The sequence below is a fragment of the Nonomuraea longicatena genome (assembly GCF_039525605.1).
Classification (GTDB): domain Bacteria; phylum Actinomycetota; class Actinomycetes; order Streptosporangiales; family Streptosporangiaceae; genus Nonomuraea; species Nonomuraea longicatena.
Genome location: NZ_BAAAHQ010000035.1, coordinates 35,138 through 55,265, shown reverse-complemented (window position 1 = coordinate 55,265; position 20,128 = coordinate 35,138). Strand labels below are relative to the sequence as shown.

Below are 20,128 nucleotides of genomic sequence, written 5' to 3'. Positions count from 1 at the left end.
CGGCGGACTCGCGGGGCTCGCCGACCGCGCGGCCCTCATCGACGGCCTGCTCGTGGTGAACAGCCCCGTGGGCGGGCCGACCGTGATCAGGGCGGAGCTGCCGTGCGAGTGGTAGTCATGGGTCCATGCGCGTAGTGATCGCCGAGGACTCGGTGCTGCTTCGAGAAGGACTCGCCCGGTTGCTGGGCGACGGCGACATCGTGACCGTGGCCTCCGTCGGCGACGGCCCCGGCCTGGTGGCGGCCGTCGAGGAGCATGTGCCCGACCTCGCCATCGTGGACGTGCGGATGCCGCCGAGCCACACCGACGAGGGGCTGAGGGCGGCGCTGCGGGTCAGGGCCGCCCGGCCGGGTTTCCCGATCCTGGTGCTCTCGCAGTACGTCGAGGAGCGCTACGCGGCCGAGCTGATCGGCCCGGGGGTCGGATACCTGCTGAAGGAACGGATCTCCGACGTGACCGAGTTCCTCGCGGCCGTCCGGCAGGTGGCCGCGGGCGGGACGGTCATCGACCCTGAAGTGGTGCTGCAGTTGCTGGGAAGACAGCGCAAGGGGACACCGATGGACACGCTCTCGCCCAGAGAGCGGGAGGTGCTGGCGCTGATGGCCGAGGGCCGCTCGAACGCGGCGATCGCCGCCCGGCTGGTCGTCACCGACGGCGCGGTGGAGAAGCACATCTCGGCGATCTTCTCGAAGCTGGGCCTCGGGCCCGCACCCGACGACCACCGGCGGGTGCTGGCCGTCCTCGCCTATCTCGAACGCTGACAGCGGCCCGCCGCGACGACGGGCCGTTGCCGATGCGTGGTTACTTCACGTCCACGTGCTTCTGCGGCGACCACGAGGTCCTGGTCTTGCTGGTGCCGGGAACCTTGACCTTGAAGTAGCCGTCCTTCTTGCCGGTGAAGGTCTTGGCGTACTTACCGGCGGCGTCGGACTTGGCCAGGCCCAGGAGCCGGTACTTCTTGGCGTCCTCGGACTTGAAGTAGACCTCGACGACCTTCTTCTTGTACGCCTTGCTGCCCCTGTAGACCTTGCCGTAGACCTTGGCGGTCTTGCCCGCCTTGACCTTCTTCGGCACGGTCAGGGTCACGCGGGTCTTGGTCTTCTTCGACGCGCCGCCCTCGGGGGCGCTGACCGTGAAGTCGAGTTCGCCTCTGAGCGCCTCGCCGCCCCGGTTGGCGGTGACGACCAGCGTCCAGTCGCCGGGGGTGGTGTCGTCGCTGAAGAACGTGTGGCCGGACCACGTGCCGTCGTACTCGTCGCTGAGGGTGCCGAGGTCGTACGACTCGGTGGTCTCGTCGCTGACGAGCGTGGCGCTGACGTTGGTCGCGTCCTTGACGGTGGCGCGCACGTCGACGCGGACGTCCTTGCCCTTCTTCAGCCTGACCGGGTCGGGGTTGACCGAGGCGCCGGTGATGCCCTGCTTGCCGGTGACCTTGACGTTGAAGGTGTCGGTGCTGGTGCTGCCGCCGCGCGTGACCCGGAAGGTGAGCGTCCAGTCGCCGGACGGGTCTTCCCTGTTGATCGTGAACGTGCCGGAGCCACTGGCGCTGGTCGGCAGCGAGCCGTCGGTCCCCTTCGACGGCGGGCTGTAGCTGAGGCTGACTCCGCGCGAGCCGCCGGTGGCCGGGGTGATCTCGGCGCTGACCGAGGCCTGTGCCTCGTTGCCCGCCGTCCCGAGCGGGTCCCTGAGGGTGAAGTCGAACGACGCCTGGGTGCTGCTGGCGTTGGGGATGTAGGCCCCGCTGACGGAGACACCTGAGATGTCCCCGGCCAGCGCCACCTGAGCGGCGCTGGCGGACGTGGCCGTGAGGCCCGCACCGCCGAGGAGAACAGCGGCCCCCGTTGCGGTCGCGAAGAGCAACCGCACCTTTCTCATCATCTGCACGATGTCCTTTATGGGATGTAAATAACGATTGGTGCGGGGGGAGCCTAGTGTGACGGACGTGCCCCCGTCATAAAGATCGAGGGAATGGCGGGTGGCCTGGGCTGGTTGCTACATCTGGCACACTGGTAGCTGAACCGAAGCGGTACCGGTTCCCGCCGCGCGCACCCAGCCGGTGTGCGACCGCGCGCAAGCCCTTCTGGCGACCCGGCGACCGCACCTCGAAAGGACCTTGAGATGAAGCCCGACATCCACCCCGAGTACCACGTCACCCAGGTGACCTGCACCTGCGGGGCCTCGTTCACCACCCGCAGCACCGCCAAGAACGGCGTGATCCACGCCGACGTGTGCTCGGCCTGCCACCCGTTCTACACGGGCAAGCAGAAGATCCTCGACACCGGCGGCCGGGTGGCGCGCTTCGAGCAGCGCTTCGGCAAGAAGGCCCAGAGCAAGTAGCTCCCGAGACGCCGGCCCGACGCACCACCATGTGCGCTGGGCCGGCGTTCTTGGTGAACGGCCGGGGCGGCAGGCCCGCACGATCGAAACGAAGGACGCACGGTGAATCTCGACGAGTTGCTCAAGGAGTACGCCGAGCTGGAGAACCAGCTCGCCGACCCTGCCGTGCACGCCGACCAGGCGAAGGCGCGCACGCTCGGCAAGCGCTACCGCCACCTGACCCCGATCGTCGGCACCTACCGTGAGCTGCAGACCGTCCGCGAGGACCGCGACGCGGCCAAGGAACTCGCCGCCGAGGACGAGGCGTTCGCCACCGAGGCCGAGGAACTGAGCGCCCGCCTGCCCGTCCTTGAGGAGAAGCTCCGCCACCTGCTCATCCCGCGCGATCCCAACGATGACAAGGACATCATCATGGAGATCAAGGCGGGCGAGGGCGGCGAGGAGTCCGCGCTGTTCGCGGGCGACCTGCTGCGGATGTACCTCCGCTACGCCGAACGGCTCGGCTGGAAGACCGAGGTCATCGAGTCCCAGCACTCCGACCTCGGCGGATACAAGGACGTCACCGTCGCCATCAAGGCCAAGGGCGACGAGGGCGTGTGGTCCAGGCTCAAGTTCGAGGGTGGCGTCCACCGCGTGCAGCGCGTGCCCGCCACCGAATCGCAGGGCCGCATCCACACCAGCGCGGCCGGGGTGCTCGTCTACCCGGAAGCCGAGGAGGTCGACGTCCAGATCGACCCCAACGACCTGCGCATCGACGTCTACCGGTCCAGCGGTCCCGGCGGCCAGAGCGTCAACACCACCGACTCGGCGGTCCGCATCACCCACCTGCCCACCGGCGTGGTCGTCTCCTGCCAGAACGAGAAGAGCCAGCTCCAGAACAAGGAGTCGGCGCTGCGCATCCTGCGCGCCCGGCTGCTGTCCATCGCCCAGGAACAAGCCGAGGCGGCGGCCCAGGCCGAGCGCAAGTCGCAGGTGCGCACGGTCGACCGCTCAGAGCGCGTCCGCACCTACAACTTCCCGGAGAACCGCATCTCCGACCACCGCGTAGGCTTCAAGGCGTATAACCTCGACCAGGTTCTCGACGGTGAACTCACCGCCGTCACCCAGGCCCTCATCGACGCCGAAATGGCGGAGAAGCTCGCACAACACTCATGACATTCCTGCTGGACGAGATCGCGCACGCCACGGCCCGACTGGCCGAGGCCGGTGTGCCGTCCCCGCGCACCGACGCCGAGGAGATCGCGGCGTTCGTCCACGGCGTGCGCCGGAGCGAACTGCACACGGTCAGGGACGCCGACTTCGACGCCCTGTTCTGGGAGGGCGTCGCGCGGCGTGAATCGCGCGAGCCGCTCCAGCACATCACCGGCCACGCCTACTTCCGCTACCTCGAACTCGATGTCGGCCCCGGCGTCTTCGTCCCCCGGCCCGAGACCGAGGTGATGGCCGGGTGGGCGATCGACACGCTGCGGGCGATGGACGTCACCGCGCCGCTCGTCGTCGATCTCGGCACCGGCTCCGGCGCGATCGCGTTGTCGATCGCCCAGGAGGTGTCGCTGGCCGAGGTGCACGCGGTCGAGGTCGACCCCGGGGCGTACACGTGGGCCAAGCGCAACATCGCCGAACACGGCCAGGGCCGCGTCCACCTGCACCCGGAGGACCTCGCCGAGGCGCTGCCCGAGCTCAACGGCAAGGTCGACCTGGTCATCTCCAACCCGCCCTACATCCCGCCGGGCGCGATCCCGCGCGACCCCGAAGTGCGTGAGTACGACCCCACCCGGGCCCTGTACGGCACCGGCGACGACGGCCTCGGCGAGGTCCGGTCGGTCGAGCGCACCGCCCGCAGGCTGCTGCGTCCCGGCGGCTGGGTGGCGGTCGAGCACGCCGACGAGCAGGGCCGCGCGGTCTACCTGACCTTCCCCGAGGACACCGGCTGGCGCGACGTCCGCCTCCGCCAGGATCTCACCAGGCGGGACCGCTTCGTCACCGCCCGCCTGGGCCAGGACTAGGATGCACGCCAGCGGCGAGGTGCCACAGCCCAGAAAGGGGGAGGCCTCGCGGGAGCCGCTTGCCGCCGGCTGAGCGAGGCCGACACAGCGTGGGAAGACGTTTCGACTGCTCGGACGCCGCACAGCGGGCCGAGGGACTGACCGAGGCGGCGGCCGCGGTCCGCAGGGGCGAGCTCGTCGTCCTGCCCACCGACACGGTGTACGGCATCGGAGCCGATGCCTTCACGCCCAGCGCCGTCTCGACGCTGCTCGACGCCAAGGGGCGCGGGCGCGAGATGCCGCCGCCGGTGCTCGTGGGGACCGTACGGGCGGGCAACGCCCTGGTCGAGGACCTCGGGCCCTACGGGCAGGACCTGATCGACGCGTTCTGGCCGGGGCCGCTCACGATCGTGTGCAAGGCCAACCGGGCGCTGTCGTGGGATCTCGGCGAGACCAAGGGCACGGTCGCGCTGCGCATGCCGCTGCACGCGGTCGCCCTCGACCTGCTGAAGGAGACCGGGCCGATGGCGGTCTCCAGCGCCAACCGCTCCGGCTCGCCCGCTGCCACGACCGCGGCCGACGCCGAGGACCAACTGGGCGAGTCCGTCGCGGTCTACCTCGACGCGGGGAAGACGACCGACAGCATGCCCTCGACGATCGTCGACCTGACGACGGCGGTGCCGCGCCTGCTGCGCGCGGGCGCGATCCCGGTGGAGAAGCTGCGGGGCATCATCGGCTACGTGGCCACCGACGGCAGCTGAGCCGGGGACGGCGCTGATCGTCTCGATCAGCGCCACCATCCGTCACGGCCCAGCCGCCCCCACGCCTCCCGCCGACCCACTCCCGGCCTCTCCGAGCGCCCCTCCCCGCCCGGCACCCCACCGCGACGCCGCCCTCCTGCCCTCGGGTGGGGCAATCTCATACCTGCTCACTATTCCCTGTGACGGGGCTGCTTGCCGCGCCTACCGTGGTCGGCGGAGGTGGGTGGGACGTGGGCAAGTTCGAGGGAATGGACCCGGAGTCGGTGCGCGGCCTGTTGGCCGAGCTCAAACGGGCGACCAAGGAGCTGCGTGCGGCCGAGGACCGGGTCAACCGGGTGATGGGCACGGCCGGGCTGGCCACGCGCACGACACATCGGCCGACGCAGGTCGTGGAGTCGATCGACGCGATGATCCGCGATGTGACGGCGCGGCTGGCCCTACTGGAGAAACGGGAGGACGAGCGGAAGAACGACGGCACGGCGAAGGCCCCGACCCCGGCGACGGAAGCGGTCAAACCTGACGAGTCACGATCACGGGAACCCCGCTCCACCGATCCGCCCCCTGCGAAACCCGACGAACCACGCCAGGACCCGCCCAAGGACTCCAAGGACGGCAAGGCCCCAGAAGCCGACGCTCCGAGAGAACCCAAGGACTCCAAGGACGCTGCGGACGGTAAGGATTCCAAAGCGGACGCCCCCAGGGAGTCCAAGGACTCCGGGGACGGCAAGGACTCCGGGGACGGTAAGGATTCCAAAGCGGACGCCCCCAGGGAGTCCAAGGACTCCGGGGACGGCAAGGACTCCGGGGACGGCAAGGACTCCAAAGCCGATGCCCCCAAGAACCCCGAGGTCAGTACGCCCGTGAGAGAGGGCCCGCCACCGGACGAGCCGCCCCGAGAGAACCCGCGACCTGCGGAGACACCCAGCTCGGACAAGAACCGCGACGACCAGGCAAGGCCGCAGGTCGTGGAGGTCGGCGGTGTCAAGATGCTGCAACTGCCCCTTGACCCGGCCACCGCCGACGAGATCGCCGACCTGCTCGACGAGGCCGAAGACGTCCGGCCCCAGGATCTGCCGGAACTGCTCGCGGAGGCCACCGAACCCACCCAGGTGGAGCCCGGAGCCCCGCTGCCCGGCCGCGAACCCGACGTCCCGGTGCCGGACAAGGTCGGCCCCGCTCACGACGATTGGGAGCCGGACGCCTACGACCGGGCCGCGATCGCGAACATCATGAAGACCCTGGAGGAGACCGCGCCGGACAGACCCGGCCGCGATCCCTATCCTCCCGGTGACACTTCCTGAACCCGGTCAGGAGAAGGCGTGCGGCGCGCCCGTGGCCCTGGGTATCCAGCGCGGGGTGTCGGCGGCGACGTCGCTGATCGAGGTCAGCACCGCCTGGCGGTAGAGGCCGAGGCGGGTGCGCCATTCGGCGATCTCACCGACGTAGCGGGCGCCCACGGGGGCGTCCCACGTCCGCGCGTCCTTGCCCATCTGGTAGCCCTTGTCGAGACTGGTCGTGAGCGTGTCCAGAAGGGGCAGGACGGCCTGCCAGGCGCTGACCAGCCTCTGGTATTCGGGGTTGAACTCCCAGGCCCGTGGCTGCCCGTCCAGAGCGCCGGAGCCGGTGCTGGGCGGCGTCTCCCCGGGCTGGCGGGGCTGCGGCGCCGGGGGATCGACGTACATCATGAACACCTCCCTGAGGTCGTCCTTCTCGCCGTGGCCGACGAGGGCCGGGTGCGCGGACCTCCACACCCTTCTCACGCACAGTACGTGAGTGCCGCCGTCAGGTAAGGCCGAACGCCCGGCTCCGCCGCGCCACCGGGCCCGGCAGTGGTGCAGCACGGGCGCAGCGGGCGCGTGCAACGGGCGGGCCCGGCGCCGGGCCAAGCGGGCGGGCCAAGCGGGCGGGCCCAGTGAGTGGGTGCAGTGAGTGGGTGCGGCGAGTGGGCCCAGTGAGCGGGCCCAGTGAGTGAGGGTGCACAAGGCGGGTGCGGTCGGGGAAGGCCGAGGAGATCCCGTATGATCCCCGAACCACCTTCGATCACGCTCCGGGGTCGGCGGAGGCGCTGTGCGCCTCGGGTTCCCGGGGGTGGGCGCAGGGGCAGAGAGAGGCCGAACAGACCGGCGGTACAAGCCCCGCCAGACCCGGACACGACATCTGAAGTGCGAAAACGTGCTCCGGGAACCGCCGGTTATACATGCTCCTTATCTCGGCGAAATATAAGCTGGTCTGTGTCGTTATCCGGTCACGAGTGGCCGGAGTATCCGGGAAACTGGGGACCGTGCGCGAGTACCTCTTCATGGCGTTGGTCGCGGCGGCGGTGACGTTCCTTCTCGTCCCGCTGGTTCGCCGCTTTGCCATCCGCATCGGCGCCATGCCCGAGGTGCGCGAGCGCGACGTGCACACGACCCCGATCCCGCGCCTCGGCGGCCTGGCCATGTACGGCGGGCTCGTCGCGGGCCTCCTGGTGGCGGGCCAGCTGGCCAAGACCGGCGCGGTCCTCGCCGTCGACAAGACCATCGTGGCCCTGATCGTCGCCGGCGGCCTGATCACCTTCACCGGCTTCCTGGACGACTGGTGGGGGATGGACCCCTTCATCAAGCTGGGCGGGCAGATCGCGGCCGCGGGCACCCTCGTGTACTTCGATCTGCGCCTCATCTGGCTGCCGTTGCCCAGCAGCTGGGGCGGCTCGTATGGCCTCGACTCCCTCCTGAGCACGGTGATCACGATCCTGATCGTGGTCATCGCCATCAACGCGGTCAACTTCGTCGACGGCCTCGACGGGCTGGCGGCGGGCACCGTGGCCATCGCCGCCGCGGCCACCTGGACCTACTCGGTCTTCCTCGACCAGGCCGTCGAGCAGAACCGCATCAACGCCACGGCCGCCATCACCGCCATCCTGATCGGCGTGTGCCTGGGCTTCCTGCCCCACAACTTCCACCCGTCGAAGATCTTCATGGGCGACACCGGCGCGATGCTGCTCGGCCTGGTGCTCGCCTCGTCGCTGATCAGCGTGACGTCGGTCGATCTGTCGACGATGGGCGACATCAACAAGTTCGGTGTGCTGCTGCCGCTGCTGCTGCCGGTCGCGGTGCTGGTGCTCCCGCTCACCGACCTGATAACCGCCGTGGTCAGACGCACGTCCATGGGCCTGTCGCCGTTCGCGCCCGACCGGGGACACCTGCACCACCGGCTGCTCGACACCGGCGCCTCCCAGCGCCAGACCGTCCTGATCATGTACGCCTGGTCGGCGCTGTTCGCTTTCGGTCTGGTCACGATGTCGGTCTGGGGAGTGCCCTTTCTGCTCTTCCCGGTTGTGATTCTCCTCGCAATCGGGCTGCTGCTGCTCGTGGCCCTTCCGAGGTGGAGAAACAGGGGAGCGCCGCACTCTTCGGCCCGCCCGAAGCGCCCGGACGATGACGACGACGGCCCGCCCACCGGCCCGATGCCGCCGATCCCGCCATCGGGCGAGGTCACCCAGCAAGTGCGGCGGCCCGACCAAGGCACCGTCCAGAGCTTCCGTCACAACCCGTGATCACAAACTAGAAACGGCAGGTAAAGGCGGCCTTCCAAGAGCTTGTGATATCTTTCACGAGCAAGGCCCCCTCACTGCTCACGCTCGGGGGGTAGCAAACGCTCGCTTGATAACCGTGACCTTGGAGCTGCCATGCAGGCCAACGACGTGCGCCTACTCAAAAGCGCCGCGCTCCCCACACTTGCGGTGGGCGCCGTTGCCACCGTCGTGGCGGTCCTGGTCGCGGGAGGCAAGGGCGCCATCGGCGCCGTGGCGGGGGTCGCGCTGGTCGCGGTCTTCTTCAGCATCAGCGTGGTGGTCGTCTCCTACGCGGCGCGGATCTCCCCGCAGATGATGGCCGCCGCGGCCATGATCAGCTATCTCGTCAAGGTCGTCGTCATCATGGTGGTCCTGAACACCTTCGGCGACACCACCGCCTGGAACTCCACGGCCTTCGCCTGGAGTGTCGTGGGCTGCACGATCGTCTGGACGGCCGGCGAAGTACGAGGCTTCGTCAAGACGAAGATGCTCTATGTGGACCCGGAGGCCAAGGTGCCTGGGCAGAGTGACTCATGAGCAAGGTAAAGGGGACAGGGTCCGATATGACTAGTCCCCTGTCAACTGCTATCGTCGGGCGCGCGATGAGCGAGGACAAGCTGCGGCCAGAGGAAGACGCCCAGGGCTTCGCCAGCGCCGCGTGGTCGATCCCCAGCACCCTGCTCGCCGGGATGGCGATCTACGGCGGCGCGGGCTGGCTGCTGGACCGCTGGCTCGACACGTCCGCGTTTTTCCCCATAGGTGTCGTGGTCGGGGTCGTGCTCGCCGTCTACCTGGTCTACCGGAAGTACGGCCGCTAGCCCCCACGCAGCGCCGCCCGCCCTGCTGAGGAAACCCCTGTGATCTACTACGACGTTGAAGGGAACGCCGCGTGACTGCGCTGACGGTCCTCGCTGACGAGTTCAAGGCCCCCGGGCCGCAAGAGCTCTTCGACCTCCCGGCCATCGGTGGGGTCGCCTGGCTCACCAAGCCGGTTCTCCTGGCCATTCTCAGCTCGATCATCGTGATCGTCTTCTGCTGGAGTGCGTTCGCAAAGCCGAAGATCGTGCCGCGGGGCGTCCAGAACGTCGCGGAATACGGCTACATGTTCGTGCGCGACCAGGTCGCCCGCCCGTTCCTGGGCAAGGACGCCGACCGCTGGATGGGCCTGCTGCTCACCCTTTTCTTCATGATCTGGGTCTGGAACCTCATGGGGGTCATCCCCTTCATCCAGTTCCCCGTTGCCTCGCACATCGCCTTCCCCGCAGTGCTCGCGATCACCATCTACGTGATCAAGGTCTACCTCGGTGTCAAGCACCAGGGCCCGATCGGCTACTTCAAGAACATGATGTTCCCCCCGGGACTTCCCAAGCCGATCTACGTCCTGCTTGCGCCGATCGAGTTCCTGTCCAACATGATCATCGCGCCTTTCACCCACGCCGTGCGACTGTTCGCCAACATGTTCGCCGGTCACATGCTGCTGGCCTTCTTCAGCATGGTGGGCTTCTGGTTCCTGTTCGAGCAGCTGACCCCGCTGGGTGCGCCCATCGGTGTGCTGGGCGTGGTGATGACCATCGTCTTCACGGGCTTCGAGTTGTTCATCCAGTTCCTGCAGGCATTCCTGTTCGCGATGCTGGCGGCGATGTACATCGGTAACTCGCTGCACCCGGACCACTGAGATCCACATACCCGAGTATGTCCAGACCGGTGATACTCCGCTTCACCGGCCGTCCAGTAAAGGAAAACATCAATGAGCGTTCTCGCTGAGGTCTCCGGCAACGTCACCGCCATCGGTTACGGTCTCGCCGCCATCGGCCCCGGCATCGGTGTCGGCATCATCTTCGGCCAGGGCGTGCAGGCCATCGCCCGCCAGCCTGAGGCGTACGGCGTCATCCGGCAGAACATGCTCCTGGGCTTCGTCCTCACCGAGGCCCTCGCCCTGATCGGTCTGGTCGCGCCGTTCATCTTCCAGGGCATTCAGTAGGACCTGAAGACCATCTGACGAAAGGCTGCACCCATGATCAAGGCAGCTACGCTCCTCGCAGCTGAGGAGGAGTACAACCCCCTCCTGCCGCACACGTACGAGCTCGTCGTCGGTATCTTCGCGTTCGCTGTCGTCGCCTTCTTCCTCATCAAGGTCCTCACCCCGCGCATCCAGAAGACTCTGGCCGAGCGGACCGAAGCCATCGAAGGTGGCATCAAGAAGGCCGAGGAGGCCCAGGCCGAGGCGCTGTCACTGCAGCAGCAGTACCGCGACCAGCTGGCCGAGGCGAGGCACGAGGCGGCGAGGCTGCGCGAGGAGGCTCGCGAGCAGGCCGCGCAGATCAAGGCCGAGCTCCGCGAGGAGGCCCAGGCCGAGGCACGCCGCCTCGTCGAGGCCGCGCACGCGCAGATCGAGGCCGACCGTCAGGCGGCCTTCTCTCAGCTCCGCAACGAGATCGGCCGCCTGTCGACCGACCTGGCCGGCCGCATCGTCGGCGAGTCCCTTGAGGACGAGGCCAGGCAGCGCCGTACCGTCGACCGGTTCCTCGACGAGCTTGAGAACTCCGCGGCGGTGCGCTGATGCCGGAAACGAGTGACCGATGAGGGGTCTCAGCAGGACCTCGCTGGCCGAGGTCGAAGAGCGCTTCAACGCCGCTGCGGGCAGCGCCGACCTCGGCACCCTCTCCGACGAACTGTTCGCGGTCGCCGACCTGCTCGACCGCGAGCACGGCCTGCGCCGCGCCCTGTCCGACCCGGCCAGGGCCGCAGAGCAGAAGGTCCAGATGGTCGACGCCCTGCTGGAGGGCAAGGTCGGCCAGGCCGCCATCGCGACTGTCAGTGCCGCCGTCGCGGCCAGATGGTCGCGCGCCGGTGACCTCACCGACGTGCTGGAGCGCCTCGGCGTGGTCGCGGCCTCCGCCGAGGCCGAGGGACAGGGCAAGCTGGACGACGTGGAGGACGAGATCTTCCGCTTCGGCCGGATCGTCGCGGCCAACCCCGGCCTGCGTCGTGCCCTCACCGACCCCGCCGCCCCCGCGGGGGCCAAGGAACAGCTCCTGCACGGGCTGCTCGACGGCAAGGCCGCGCCGTCCACGTTGCGCCTGGTGACGCAGCTGGCGCTGCGCCCGAGAGGACGTAGCCTGGAAAGCGGTCTGGAGGAGTACGGGCTGATCCTGGCGCAGCAGCGCCAGCGCCTGGTCGCGGTGGTGCGCAGCGCCATCGCCCTCACCGAGGAGCAGAAGCAGCGCCTCACCGCGTGGCTGCGCACCTCGTACGGCCGTGACGTGCACCTGAACGTCGAGGTCGACCCTCGGGTGCTCGGTGGATTCTCGGTCCGCATCGGAAACGAGATCATCGACACCACCATTGTGGGACGAATCGAAGAAGTCCGCCGCCGGTTGGCCGGCTAGGCGAATAGGGAGACAGAGTAGAGATGGCGGAGCTTACGATCCGGCCGGACGAGATCCGGGACGCGCTTGAGCGCTTCGTCCAGGCGTACGAACCGGAAGGCGCCGCGCGCGAGGAGATCGGGACCGTCGTCGACTGTGGCGACGGCATCGCCCACGTCTCCGGCCTTCCCTCGGCGATGGCGAACGAGCTGCTCGAGTTCGAGGACGGCACGCGCGGTCTGGCACTGAACCTCGATCCTCGTGAGATCGGTGTCGTTATCCTGGGCGACTTCAGCAAGATCGAGGAGGGCCAGACGGTCCGCCGGACGGGCCAGGTCCTGTCCGTGCCGATCGGCGACGACTTCCTCGGCCGCGTGGTCGACCCGCTGGGCAGCCCGCTCGACGGCAAGGGTGCGATCGAATCCGAGGGCCTGCGCGCCCTGGAACTGCAGGCGCCCTCGGTCGTCCAGCGCCAGCCGGTCAAGGAGTCCCTGGCCACCGGCATCAAGGCGATCGACTCGATGACCGCGATCGGCCGGGGTCAGCGTCAGCTGATCATCGGTGACCGTGGCACCGGCAAGACCGCGATCGCCGTGGACACGATCATCAACCAGCGCGAGAACTGGGCGTCCGGCGACCCCAGCAAGCAGGTGCGCTGCGTGTACGTGGCCGTCGGCCAGAAGGGCTCCACGATCGCGCAGGTCAGGGCCCGTCTGGAGGAGGCGGGCGCGATGGAGTACACCACCATCGTCGCCGCCCCGGCCTCCGACCCCGCCGGCTTCAAGTACATCGCCCCGTACACCGGTTCTGCCATCGGGCAGCACTGGATGTACCAGGGCAAGCACGTACTCATCGTTTTCGACGACCTGACCAAGCAGGCCGACGCCTACCGTGCCGTGTCGCTCCTGCTGCGCCGCCCGCCGGGCCGTGAGGCCTTCCCCGGCGACGTCTTCTACTTGCACTCCCGCCTCCTGGAGCGCTGCGCCAAGCTCTCCGACGACCTGGGGGCCGGCTCGATGACGGGTCTGCCGGTCATCGAGACCAAGGGCAACGACGTCTCGGCGTTCATCCCCACCAACGTCATCTCCATCACCGACGGTCAGGTCTTCCTTGAGACCGACCTGTTCAACGCCGGCGTCCGCCCGGCGATCAACGTCGGTATCTCCGTTTCCCGAGTCGGTGGCTCGGCCCAGTCGAAGGCCATGCGGAAGGTGGCGGGCACGCTGCGGCTGGCCCTGTCGCAGTACCGCGACCTGGAGGCGTTCGCCGCGTTCGCCTCCGACCTCGACGCCGCCTCCAAGGCGCAGCTGGAGCGCGGTCTGCGCCTGGTCGAGCTGCTCAAGCAGCCCCAGTACAGCCCGTTCCCGCTGGAGCGCGAGGTCGTGTCGGTGTGGGCGGGCACCACCGGTGAGCTCGACGAGGTCCCGGTGGAGGACATCCGCCGCTTCGAGAGCGAGTTCCTCGACTACCTGCAGAGCAGCAAGAAGGGGATCTACGACAGCATCCGCGAGACCCGCGAGCTGTCCGACGACACCGTCACCTCGCTCAAGGACGCCATCACCGAGTTCAAGAAGGGCTTCACCACCTCCTCCGGCGAGCTGCTCGTCAAGGATGAGCCGGTGGCCCCGCTCGGTGCCGACGAGGTCGGCCAGGAGAAGATCCGCAAGGTCGTCCGCCCGGCGGAGAAGAAGTAGCCCATGGGTGCCCAGCTAAGGCTGCTGCGGCGGCGGATCAAGTCGGTCACCTCGACCGCCAAGATCACGCGCGCCCAGGAGCTCATCGCTTCCTCGCGGATCGTGAAGGCGCAGCAGCGGATGCACGCGGCGATCCCGTACGAGCGCGAGATCACGCGCGCCGTCACGGGCGTCGTCAGCAACGCGGCCAGCGTCGATCACCCGCTGACCGTGGCGAAGGAGAACCCCGCAAGGGCGGGCGTCCTCATCGTCACCAGCGACAGCGGGTTCTGCGGCGGCTTCAACGCCAACGTGCTGCGCGAGGCCGAGGCCCTGCGCGGGCTGCTGGAGAGCCGAGGGATGAGTGTCGTCCCGTTCGTGACCGGCCGCAAGGGCGTCACCTGGCACTCCTTCCGCAACCGTGAGATGGGCGGGCAGTGGGTCGGCTTCTCCAGGAAGCCGTCCTACGCCGACGCCAAGACCATCGCGGGTGAGCTGATCGAGTCGTTCAAGGACGACAACGGGATCGACGAGATCCACATCATCTCGACCGAGTTCGTCTCGATGCTCACCCAGAACGTGGTGGTCAAGCGGGTGCTGCCCCTTGAGATCGAGGAGACCGAGGCCGCGCCGTCAGATGTGGTCCCGCCGTACTTCGAGTTCGAGCCGACCGCGGGCGACGTCCTTGAGTCGCTGTTGCCGCGCTACGTCGAGTCCCGGATCTTCAGCGCGCTGCTGCAGTCGGCGGCCTCCGAGGAGGCCGCGCGCAGGCGCGCGATGAAGTCGGCGACCGACAACGCCAACGAGCTGATGCGGGCTCTGACGCAGCAGATGAACCAGGCGCGGCAGGCCGAGATCACCCAGGAAATCAGCGAGATCGTCGGTGGCGCCAACGCGCTGGCTGACGCCGCAGCGGGGAAAGAGTGAAATGACTGCAGAGGCTGTAGAGACAGTAGAGAGCGCGGCGGCCGGCGTCGGCCGTGTGGCCAGCGTCAAGGGTCCCGTCGTCGACGTGGAGTTCTCCGTCGACTCGATGCCCGACATCTACAACGCGCTCACCGTCGAGGTCGTCCTCGGCGGCGAGACCAAGAAGCTGACCCTTGAGGTGGCCCAGCACCTGGGCGACAACCTCGTCCGGGCCATCTCCATGCAGCCCACCGACGGCCTGGTCCGCGGTGCGGCTGTCACCGACAGCGGTGCGCCGATCTCGGTGCCGGTCGGCGACGTCGTCAAGGGCCACGTGTGGAACACGCTCGGTGAGGCGCTCGACGTGCCGACCTCGTCCCTCAAGGTCACCGAGAAGTGGGGCATCCACCGTCCCCCGCCCGCCTTCGACCAGCTTGAGTCGCGCACCGAGATGCTGGTCACCGGCATCAAGGTCATCGACCTGCTGACGCCGTACGTGCAGGGTGGCAAGATCGGCCTGTTCGGCGGCGCGGGTGTGGGCAAGACCGTCCTCATCCAGGAGATGATCCGCCGAGTCGCGCGCAACTTCGGTGGTACCTCCTGCTTCGCCGGTGTCGGCGAGCGTACCCGTGAGGGCAACGACCTCTGGCTGGAGATGGAGGAGGCGGGCGTTCTCAAGGACACCGCACTCGTCTTCGGCCAGATGGACGAGCCGCCGGGCACCCGTCTGCGCGTGGCGCTGTCGGCTCTGACGATGGCGGAGTACTTCCGCGACGTGCAGAAGCAGGACGTGCTGCTGTTCATCGACAACATCTTCCGCTTCACGCAGGCGGGCTCCGAGGTCTCGACCCTGCTGGGCCGTATGCCCTCGGCGGTGGGCTACCAGCCGACCCTGGCCGACGAGATGGGTGTGCTCCAGGAGCGCATCACCTCGACGCGTGGTCACTCGATCACCTCCATGCAGGCGATCTACGTGCCCGCCGACGACATCACCGACCCGGCGCCGCACAACGCGTTCGCGCACCTCGACGCGCAGACCGTGCTTTCGCGGCCGATCTCGGAGAAGGGCATCTACCCCGCGGTGGACCCGCTCGACTCCTCCTCCCGCATCCTCGACCCGCAGGTCGTGGGCGAGGAGCACTACGCGGTGGCCCAGGAGACCAAGCGGATTCTGCAGAAGTACAAGGAACTGCAGGACATCATCGCGATCCTGGGTATCGACGAGCTCTCCGAAGAGGACAAGGTCACGGTCCAGCGGGCCCGCCGGATCGAGCGCTTCCTGTCGCACCCGATGTACGCCGCCGAGGCGTTCACCGGCCAGCCGGGCGAGAACGTGCCGCTGGACGAGACCATCGCCTCCTTCAAGGGGCTGTGCGCCGGCGAGTACGACCACCTGCCCGAGCAGGCGTTCTTCATGGTCGGTGGCATCGACCAGGCCGTGGCCAAGGCCAAGGAACTCGAGCGCTGATCGCCCACTGACCCACCTGTCCGGAAATTTCCGGACAGGTGGGTCTGAGCGGAAAGGAACCTGACGTGGCCAAGCTACACGTAGGGGTTGTCTCGCCAGAGCGGGAGATCTGGTCGGGCGAAGCCGACATGGTGATTGCCAAGACCGTGGACGGCGAGATCGGTATCATGCCGCAACACGCACCTGTTCTCGGCGTGCTCGTCGAGGGCGGCGTGCTGCGCGTGAAGCGGGAGGGCGAGGCCGACCTGGTCGCGGCCGTCCACGGAGGGTTCGTCTCCGTGGCCGACAACGAGGTCTCGGTGCTCGCCGAGGTGGCCGAGCTCGGTTCCGAGGTCGATGTCGCGGCGGCCCGTGACGCTCTTGAGCGCGCGCAGGCCTCGATCGAGGCCAACCAGGAGGACGCCGACGCGGCCATCGCCGCCAAGCGTGCCAAGGCCCGGCTGCGCGCGGCCGGCGAAGACGTCTGATCTTGTCAGAGGGGGCGGCGATGGCGGCGGCACTGACGGTTTTCTGTGGTGTGCTGCTGTTCGCCGCCCTGATCGTGCTGCGCGGGTTCACGCTCGCGCGCACGCGTGGGAGCGTGCCCTGTCGGCTGCGCGAGAACTCCCGCGCCTGGCGTAGCGGGGTAGCCCGCTACGCCGACGGAGAGGTCCACTGGATCCCGCTCATAGGTGTGCGACTCAAGCCGCGCCACGCGATCGCGAGGCGCGGCTTGGTCGTTTCCGAGCGCAGGGAAATCGAGGGCGGCCTGTACGCGATCGACTGCGCGGGCGTGTCGCTGGCGATGAGCGCCGACGCGATGACGGGCTTCCTCGCGTGGCTGGAGTCCGCTCCCCCCAGCGCCTATCTCGACGCGTGATCCCCGCCCGTCAGGGCGTCCTCCCCGCTCGTCGCGGGACTCTCCGTTCGTTATGACAGTCTCCCCATCCATTGCGGGACTCTCTCCGTCCGTTACGGTCTTCCCCCATCCGTTACGGCGGAAGCCGCGCCCACCCGCCGCCCGCCGTCCCCGCTGACGGCCTCCCCGGCGCCACGCGAACGCTCCCTCATCCCGCCGCCACGCCGCCCCGCCGGCCATCCGAGCGCGCCTACGGGGTCCCGCCCGTCGGCGACCGGAAACCGGTTGAGGGGGGCGGAGGGGAGGCGTCGAGGGGCGGGTTCGGGTGGGATCCAGGCGAGCGGGGTGGCGAGTTCCACGCCCGCGATCGTGGCCCCGAGCTGACGCGCGACCGTGCCCTTGGTCTCGCCGAGATCCACGACGACTGACCGGCGATCCGTCGAGCGCGTCCACGGGCAAGGAACCGGGCACGAGTCGCCGGGTGTTCGAGGCGGTGAGTCGGTCGGCGTGACCCCTGCCGGGTTGCGCGTGCCGCTGTCGGAAGGGAACGTGAACCCTGGCGCGTGGCTGCTGTCGGAAAGGGAACGTGACCCCTGCCGCGCGGCGCGTGGCTGCTGTCGGAAAGGGCCGGAGGCTACCGGGTGCCGCCCGGCTTCCACAGGATCTCGCTGCCGGCGTGGGCCACGCGGCACAGGATGAACAGCAGGTCCGACAGCCGGTTGAGGTATTTGGCCGTCAACGGGTTCGTGTCGTCGTGGGCCGCCAGCGCCGCCCAGGCCGTACGCTCGGCCCTTCTGACCGTGACCCTGGCCACGTGGAGTTGCGCGGTGGCCGGATCGCCGCCGGGCAGGATGAAGCTGCGCAGCGGCGAGAGGCCGGTGTTGAAGGCGTCGCACTGCGCCTCCAGCCAGTCGATATAAGACTGCTCGACCCGCAGCGGCGGGAACTCCGGCTCGGCCACCACCGGGGTGGCGAGGTCGGCACCCAGGTCGAACAGCTCGTTCTGCACGCGGACCAGCACCTCGGCGACGGCGGAGGGCAGGGTGCCGTAGGACAGGGCGAGCCCGATGGCCGCGTTGGCCTCCTCGGCGTCGGCGTACGCGGCCAGGCGCGGGTCGGTCTTGTGCGTGCGGTTCATGTCGGCGAGCGCGGTCGTGCCGTCGTCCCCGGCGCGGGTGTAGATCTTCGAGAGGACGACCGGCTTGTCCTTGTCTGCTCGCGTCATGGCATCAGCATCGCACAGCCCCCGATCGGCGATGTGACCGGAAGCCGGGCAGTCAGGGCGCGGGGTGGTCGGCGGTGGTGCGTAGCCACAGGGTGAGTGACCAGTCCTGGTCGTTGGCGAGTGGGTCAGGGCGGTGGGCCGGGACGCCCTCGACGCAGCTCGGCATCACGAACGCGCAGGTGGCGGCGCCGTCGCCGGTGTAGTGGGCGAGGTTGGCGCGGAAGATGTCCGCTGCGGTGCCGTGGTCGCCGACCTGGGCGAGGGCGACGGCCGTCAGGACGCTCCAGTGGTGGGGGAAGACGTCGCCGTACTGGCGGTTGCGGCCGAACCAGAAGCCGTCCCAGTGCCTGATGCCGATGTCGCGCAGCCGGACGTGCGGCTGAGGGCCACCGAAGGCGCGCAGCCAGCGGACGGCGCGCTCCAGTTCCTCCGGGTAGCCGCCGTCGAGCGCGAGGAGGGTGACGAGCGGCGCCACCATGGACTGCTCGTAGTTGACCTCGTGGCTGGGCAGCGCGCCGCCGAGCCCGGCGAAGTGGGCGGCGTGCTTGGTCAGCTCCTCCCTGAGCGCGGTGGCGCGCTCGCCGTCGCCGAGCAGGTCCGCGACCAGGTTGACGACCTCGGGCAGACCGATGAGCAGGTGGTCGCGGGCGCCGAGGGCGTAGGCGCGCTCGATGACACGGGCGGCCAGGTCGAGGTCGGCCGGGCTGCCGTACAGGCGGTACTGGTCGGCGAAGAAGTGGGCGAGCCAGGGCACGTTGTAGAGGCGGGGCCGGCGCTCGGGGAAATGGCTGCCCCGGTTGACGGTGCCGTCCTCCGACACCAGCCAGGTACGGGCGAAGGCGGCCCAGGCGTGCAGCGCCTCGTCGACGGCGGCGGTGTCGCCCCAGCCGCGCAGCCGGGCCTGCTGCAGGAGGGCGGGCATGGCCAGGCGTTCGGCGCCGTCGGTCCAGTCGCCCCAGCCGGCCGTGGGCTGGGTGAGCCCGGTGTCGTTGTCGAAGCACACGAAGGCGTGCCGTTCCGGGCCGTCGAGGTGCAGCGGCCGGTGGTCGGCGAGGATGCGGGCGACGCGGCGCTCGACGAGTTCGCGCTGGGGGAGGTGGAACAGGACGGCGGTCCTGCTGCCGCCGGGCAGGTCCACGTGGTGGACGCCGTGCTCGGCGGAGACGATCGAGCGCTCGCCGACGCGCAGGGCCGTACCCGTCTCCGCGACCAGGTCGCCGATCTCGGCGGGCGGGTCCGTCGCGGCCAGGAAGTCGGCGACGCTCGCGTGGAAGTCGGTCTCCAGCTTGAGCGTGTGGCTCTGGCCGGGGGCGAGCGTGATCTCGGGCTGCCCGCCGAACGCCTCGGGGTTGCGGGCGTGGTCGGTGACGTGCAGCAGGATGTGGCCGCGCGCGTTGGAGCCGGAGCCGATGTTCCTGGACTCCACCGAGTACGCCCACAGCGCGCCCTCGCGCACGATGGTGCCGAGCACGGGTCCGGTGCCCGCCATGGGCTGGGCGAGGACCCACGACCAGGCTCCGCCGGTCCACACGTGCGCGTGGCAGGCGCGCGACAGGCTGTCCTCGGCGGAGTCGTAGACGTCCCTGATCGGCAGCGAGAGGGCAAGTGAGCCGATCGTGAGGGGATCGTCGCCGGTGTTGGTCCACGTGTACGTCTCGACGAGCGGCAGGCGGTGCTCGCGGGTCACGGTGAGTTCGAGGCCGGGTACGGGTTCGTGGGCGCCGCCTCCCGCCCCCCACCGGCCGGAGCCCCGTGAGGTGACGGCGAATCCGCTGCCCCACCGGTGGGCCGGGGTGTGCCAGACGTCGGTGCCCTCCTGGAGGAGGAAGGGATGTCCGGGCAGGCCGGGGTGGGTGAAGCGGAGCGGGAAGCCGTCCTCGTGGAACGTGACGATCATGTGGGCCTCGGCGGGGTCGGTGGGGCTCGACGGATAAATACAAACAGTCTTCATTAATCCCGGCAAGCCCGACATGACAAATGTCATCGCCTGGGCACTCACCGTGCATGCCGGGCC

General features: G+C 69.1%; 22 protein-coding genes. 18 read left to right on the top strand and 4 right to left on the bottom strand.

What is annotated here, in order from left to right; translation table 11 throughout:
* The first annotated feature begins 125 nt into the window (after positions 1-125).
* Positions 126-761, top strand: a complete 636-nt coding sequence (locus ABD120_RS27845) for a response regulator transcription factor (RefSeq protein ID WP_343953079.1) — start codon at positions 126-128, stop codon at positions 759-761.
* A 40-nt stretch (positions 762-801) separates the two neighbouring features.
* Here ABD120_RS27845 and ABD120_RS27840 read toward each other — a convergent pair whose 3' ends face one another.
* Positions 802-1,878: a hypothetical protein gene (locus ABD120_RS27840; protein WP_343953078.1), complete on the bottom strand. Its 1,077-nt coding sequence runs from the start codon at positions 1,876-1,878 to the stop codon at positions 802-804.
* Positions 1,879-2,118: 240 nt separating this feature from the next.
* Here ABD120_RS27840 and rpmE point away from each other — a divergent pair, with 240 nt between their 5' ends.
* From rpmE to ABD120_RS27815, 5 genes are all read left to right on the top strand, one after another.
* On the top strand, positions 2,119-2,337 hold the full coding sequence (gene rpmE / locus ABD120_RS27835; RefSeq protein ID WP_343953077.1) for a 50S ribosomal protein L31: 219 nt from the start codon (positions 2,119-2,121) through the stop codon (positions 2,335-2,337).
* Between the two features lie 102 nt (positions 2,338-2,439).
* Positions 2,440-3,492, top strand: a complete 1,053-nt coding sequence (prfA, locus tag ABD120_RS27830) for a peptide chain release factor 1 (RefSeq protein ID WP_343953076.1) — start codon at positions 2,440-2,442, stop codon at positions 3,490-3,492.
* Positions 3,489-4,343, top strand: coding sequence for a peptide chain release factor N(5)-glutamine methyltransferase (gene prmC, locus ABD120_RS27825; RefSeq protein WP_343953075.1), 855 nt, complete (start codon positions 3,489-3,491; stop codon positions 4,341-4,343). Before prfA ends, prmC begins: the two co-directional genes overlap by 4 nt.
* A gap of 89 nt (positions 4,344-4,432) precedes the next feature.
* The gene (locus ABD120_RS27820) at positions 4,433-5,083 is read left to right on the top strand and encodes an L-threonylcarbamoyladenylate synthase (RefSeq protein WP_343953074.1); all 651 of its coding nucleotides are present in this window, start codon (positions 4,433-4,435) and stop codon (positions 5,081-5,083) included.
* Between the two features lie 230 nt (positions 5,084-5,313).
* Positions 5,314-6,384: a hypothetical protein gene (locus tag ABD120_RS27815; RefSeq protein WP_343953072.1), complete on the top strand. Its 1,071-nt coding sequence runs from the start codon at positions 5,314-5,316 to the stop codon at positions 6,382-6,384.
* A gap of 6 nt (positions 6,385-6,390) precedes the next feature.
* Here the strand turns inward: ABD120_RS27815 and ABD120_RS27810 are convergent, their stop codons facing one another.
* A complete protein-coding gene (locus tag ABD120_RS27810) occupies positions 6,391-6,843 on the bottom strand; it encodes a hypothetical protein (RefSeq protein ID WP_343953071.1) in 453 nt (150 codons plus the stop codon).
* Positions 6,844-7,364: 521 nt separating this feature from the next.
* Between ABD120_RS27810 and ABD120_RS27805 the strand changes: the two genes are divergently transcribed.
* The 12 genes from ABD120_RS27805 (at position 7,365) to ABD120_RS27750 (ending at position 16,910) form a co-directional block, all read left to right on the top strand.
* A complete protein-coding gene (locus ABD120_RS27805) occupies positions 7,365-8,618 on the top strand; it encodes a glycosyltransferase family 4 protein (protein WP_343953070.1) in 1,254 nt (417 codons plus the stop codon).
* 132 nt (positions 8,619-8,750) lie between these two features.
* Positions 8,751-9,173 carry a Cg1360 family ATP-synthase-associated protein gene (locus tag ABD120_RS27800; protein WP_343953069.1) on the top strand — a complete coding sequence of 141 codons (423 nt, stop codon included), beginning with the start codon at positions 8,751-8,753 and terminating at the stop codon, positions 9,171-9,173.
* Between the two features lie 65 nt (positions 9,174-9,238).
* Complete coding sequence (locus tag ABD120_RS27795; RefSeq protein ID WP_343953068.1) at positions 9,239-9,454, top strand: AtpZ/AtpI family protein; 216 nt, start codon at positions 9,239-9,241, stop codon at positions 9,452-9,454.
* 71 nt (positions 9,455-9,525) lie between these two features.
* Positions 9,526-10,311 (top strand): F0F1 ATP synthase subunit A, encoded by a 786-nt coding sequence (gene atpB / locus ABD120_RS27790; RefSeq protein ID WP_343953067.1) that lies wholly within the window; start codon positions 9,526-9,528, stop codon positions 10,309-10,311.
* A gap of 72 nt (positions 10,312-10,383) precedes the next feature.
* Positions 10,384-10,617: an ATP synthase F0 subunit C gene (atpE, locus tag ABD120_RS27785; RefSeq protein WP_343953066.1), complete on the top strand. Its 234-nt coding sequence runs from the start codon at positions 10,384-10,386 to the stop codon at positions 10,615-10,617.
* A gap of 33 nt (positions 10,618-10,650) precedes the next feature.
* Positions 10,651-11,196 (top strand): F0F1 ATP synthase subunit B, encoded by a 546-nt coding sequence (locus tag ABD120_RS27780; protein WP_343953065.1) that lies wholly within the window; start codon positions 10,651-10,653, stop codon positions 11,194-11,196.
* Between the two features lie 19 nt (positions 11,197-11,215).
* Positions 11,216-12,025 (top strand): F0F1 ATP synthase subunit delta, encoded by an 810-nt coding sequence (locus ABD120_RS27775; protein ID WP_343953064.1) that lies wholly within the window; start codon positions 11,216-11,218, stop codon positions 12,023-12,025.
* 23 nt (positions 12,026-12,048) lie between these two features.
* Entirely contained in the window at positions 12,049-13,698 is a 1,650-nt protein-coding gene (gene atpA, locus ABD120_RS27770; RefSeq protein WP_343953063.1) for a F0F1 ATP synthase subunit alpha, read from the top strand.
* A gap of 3 nt (positions 13,699-13,701) precedes the next feature.
* Positions 13,702-14,604, top strand: coding sequence for a F0F1 ATP synthase subunit gamma (locus ABD120_RS27765; protein WP_343953062.1), 903 nt, complete (start codon positions 13,702-13,704; stop codon positions 14,602-14,604).
* 1 nt (position 14,605) lies between these two features.
* Positions 14,606-16,051, top strand: a complete 1,446-nt coding sequence (atpD, locus tag ABD120_RS27760) for a F0F1 ATP synthase subunit beta (RefSeq protein WP_343953061.1) — start codon at positions 14,606-14,608, stop codon at positions 16,049-16,051.
* A gap of 65 nt (positions 16,052-16,116) precedes the next feature.
* On the top strand, positions 16,117-16,518 hold the full coding sequence (locus ABD120_RS27755; RefSeq protein WP_343953060.1) for a F0F1 ATP synthase subunit epsilon: 402 nt from the start codon (positions 16,117-16,119) through the stop codon (positions 16,516-16,518).
* Between the two features lie 20 nt (positions 16,519-16,538).
* A complete protein-coding gene (locus tag ABD120_RS27750; protein WP_343953059.1) occupies positions 16,539-16,910 on the top strand; it encodes a DUF2550 domain-containing protein in 372 nt (123 codons plus the stop codon).
* 613 nt (positions 16,911-17,523) lie between these two features.
* Here ABD120_RS27750 and ABD120_RS27745 read toward each other — a convergent pair.
* Both ABD120_RS27745 and ABD120_RS27740 read right to left on the bottom strand, forming a co-directional pair.
* Complete coding sequence (locus ABD120_RS27745) at positions 17,524-18,114, bottom strand: cob(I)yrinic acid a,c-diamide adenosyltransferase (protein WP_343953058.1); 591 nt, start codon at positions 18,112-18,114, stop codon at positions 17,524-17,526.
* Between the two features lie 52 nt (positions 18,115-18,166).
* Entirely contained in the window at positions 18,167-20,011 is a 1,845-nt protein-coding gene (locus ABD120_RS27740; protein ID WP_343953057.1) for a hypothetical protein, read from the bottom strand.
* Between the last annotated feature and the right edge of the window lie 117 nt (positions 20,012-20,128).

Excerpts from the sequence above, each read along its gene's own strand:
- ABD120_RS27845 (WP_343953079.1), top strand. The coding sequence starts at position 126 with ATGCGCGTAGTGATCGCCGAGGACTCGGTGCTGCTTCGAGAAGGACTC.
- ABD120_RS27840 (WP_343953078.1), bottom strand. The coding sequence starts at position 1,878 with ATGATGAGAAAGGTGCGGTTGCTCTTCGCGACCGCAACGGGGGCCGCT.
- rpmE (WP_343953077.1), top strand. The coding sequence starts at position 2,119 with ATGAAGCCCGACATCCACCCCGAGTACCACGTCACCCAGGTGACCTGC.
- prmC (WP_343953075.1), top strand. The coding sequence starts at position 3,489 with ATGACATTCCTGCTGGACGAGATCGCGCACGCCACGGCCCGACTGGCC.
- ABD120_RS27800 (WP_343953069.1), top strand. The coding sequence starts at position 8,751 with ATGCAGGCCAACGACGTGCGCCTACTCAAAAGCGCCGCGCTCCCCACA.
- ABD120_RS27795 (WP_343953068.1), top strand. The coding sequence starts at position 9,239 with ATGAGCGAGGACAAGCTGCGGCCAGAGGAAGACGCCCAGGGCTTCGCC.
- atpE (WP_343953066.1), top strand. The coding sequence starts at position 10,384 with ATGAGCGTTCTCGCTGAGGTCTCCGGCAACGTCACCGCCATCGGTTAC.
- ABD120_RS27780 (WP_343953065.1), top strand. The coding sequence starts at position 10,651 with ATGATCAAGGCAGCTACGCTCCTCGCAGCTGAGGAGGAGTACAACCCC.
- ABD120_RS27775 (WP_343953064.1), top strand. The coding sequence starts at position 11,216 with ATGAGGGGTCTCAGCAGGACCTCGCTGGCCGAGGTCGAAGAGCGCTTC.
- atpA (WP_343953063.1), top strand. The coding sequence starts at position 12,049 with ATGGCGGAGCTTACGATCCGGCCGGACGAGATCCGGGACGCGCTTGAG.
- ABD120_RS27765 (WP_343953062.1), top strand. The coding sequence starts at position 13,702 with ATGGGTGCCCAGCTAAGGCTGCTGCGGCGGCGGATCAAGTCGGTCACC.
- atpD (WP_343953061.1), top strand. The coding sequence starts at position 14,606 with ATGACTGCAGAGGCTGTAGAGACAGTAGAGAGCGCGGCGGCCGGCGTC.
- ABD120_RS27750 (WP_343953059.1), top strand. The coding sequence starts at position 16,539 with ATGGCGGCGGCACTGACGGTTTTCTGTGGTGTGCTGCTGTTCGCCGCC.
- ABD120_RS27745 (WP_343953058.1), bottom strand. The coding sequence starts at position 18,114 with ATGACGCGAGCAGACAAGGACAAGCCGGTCGTCCTCTCGAAGATCTAC.
- ABD120_RS27740 (WP_343953057.1), bottom strand. The coding sequence starts at position 20,011 with ATGATCGTCACGTTCCACGAGGACGGCTTCCCGCTCCGCTTCACCCAC.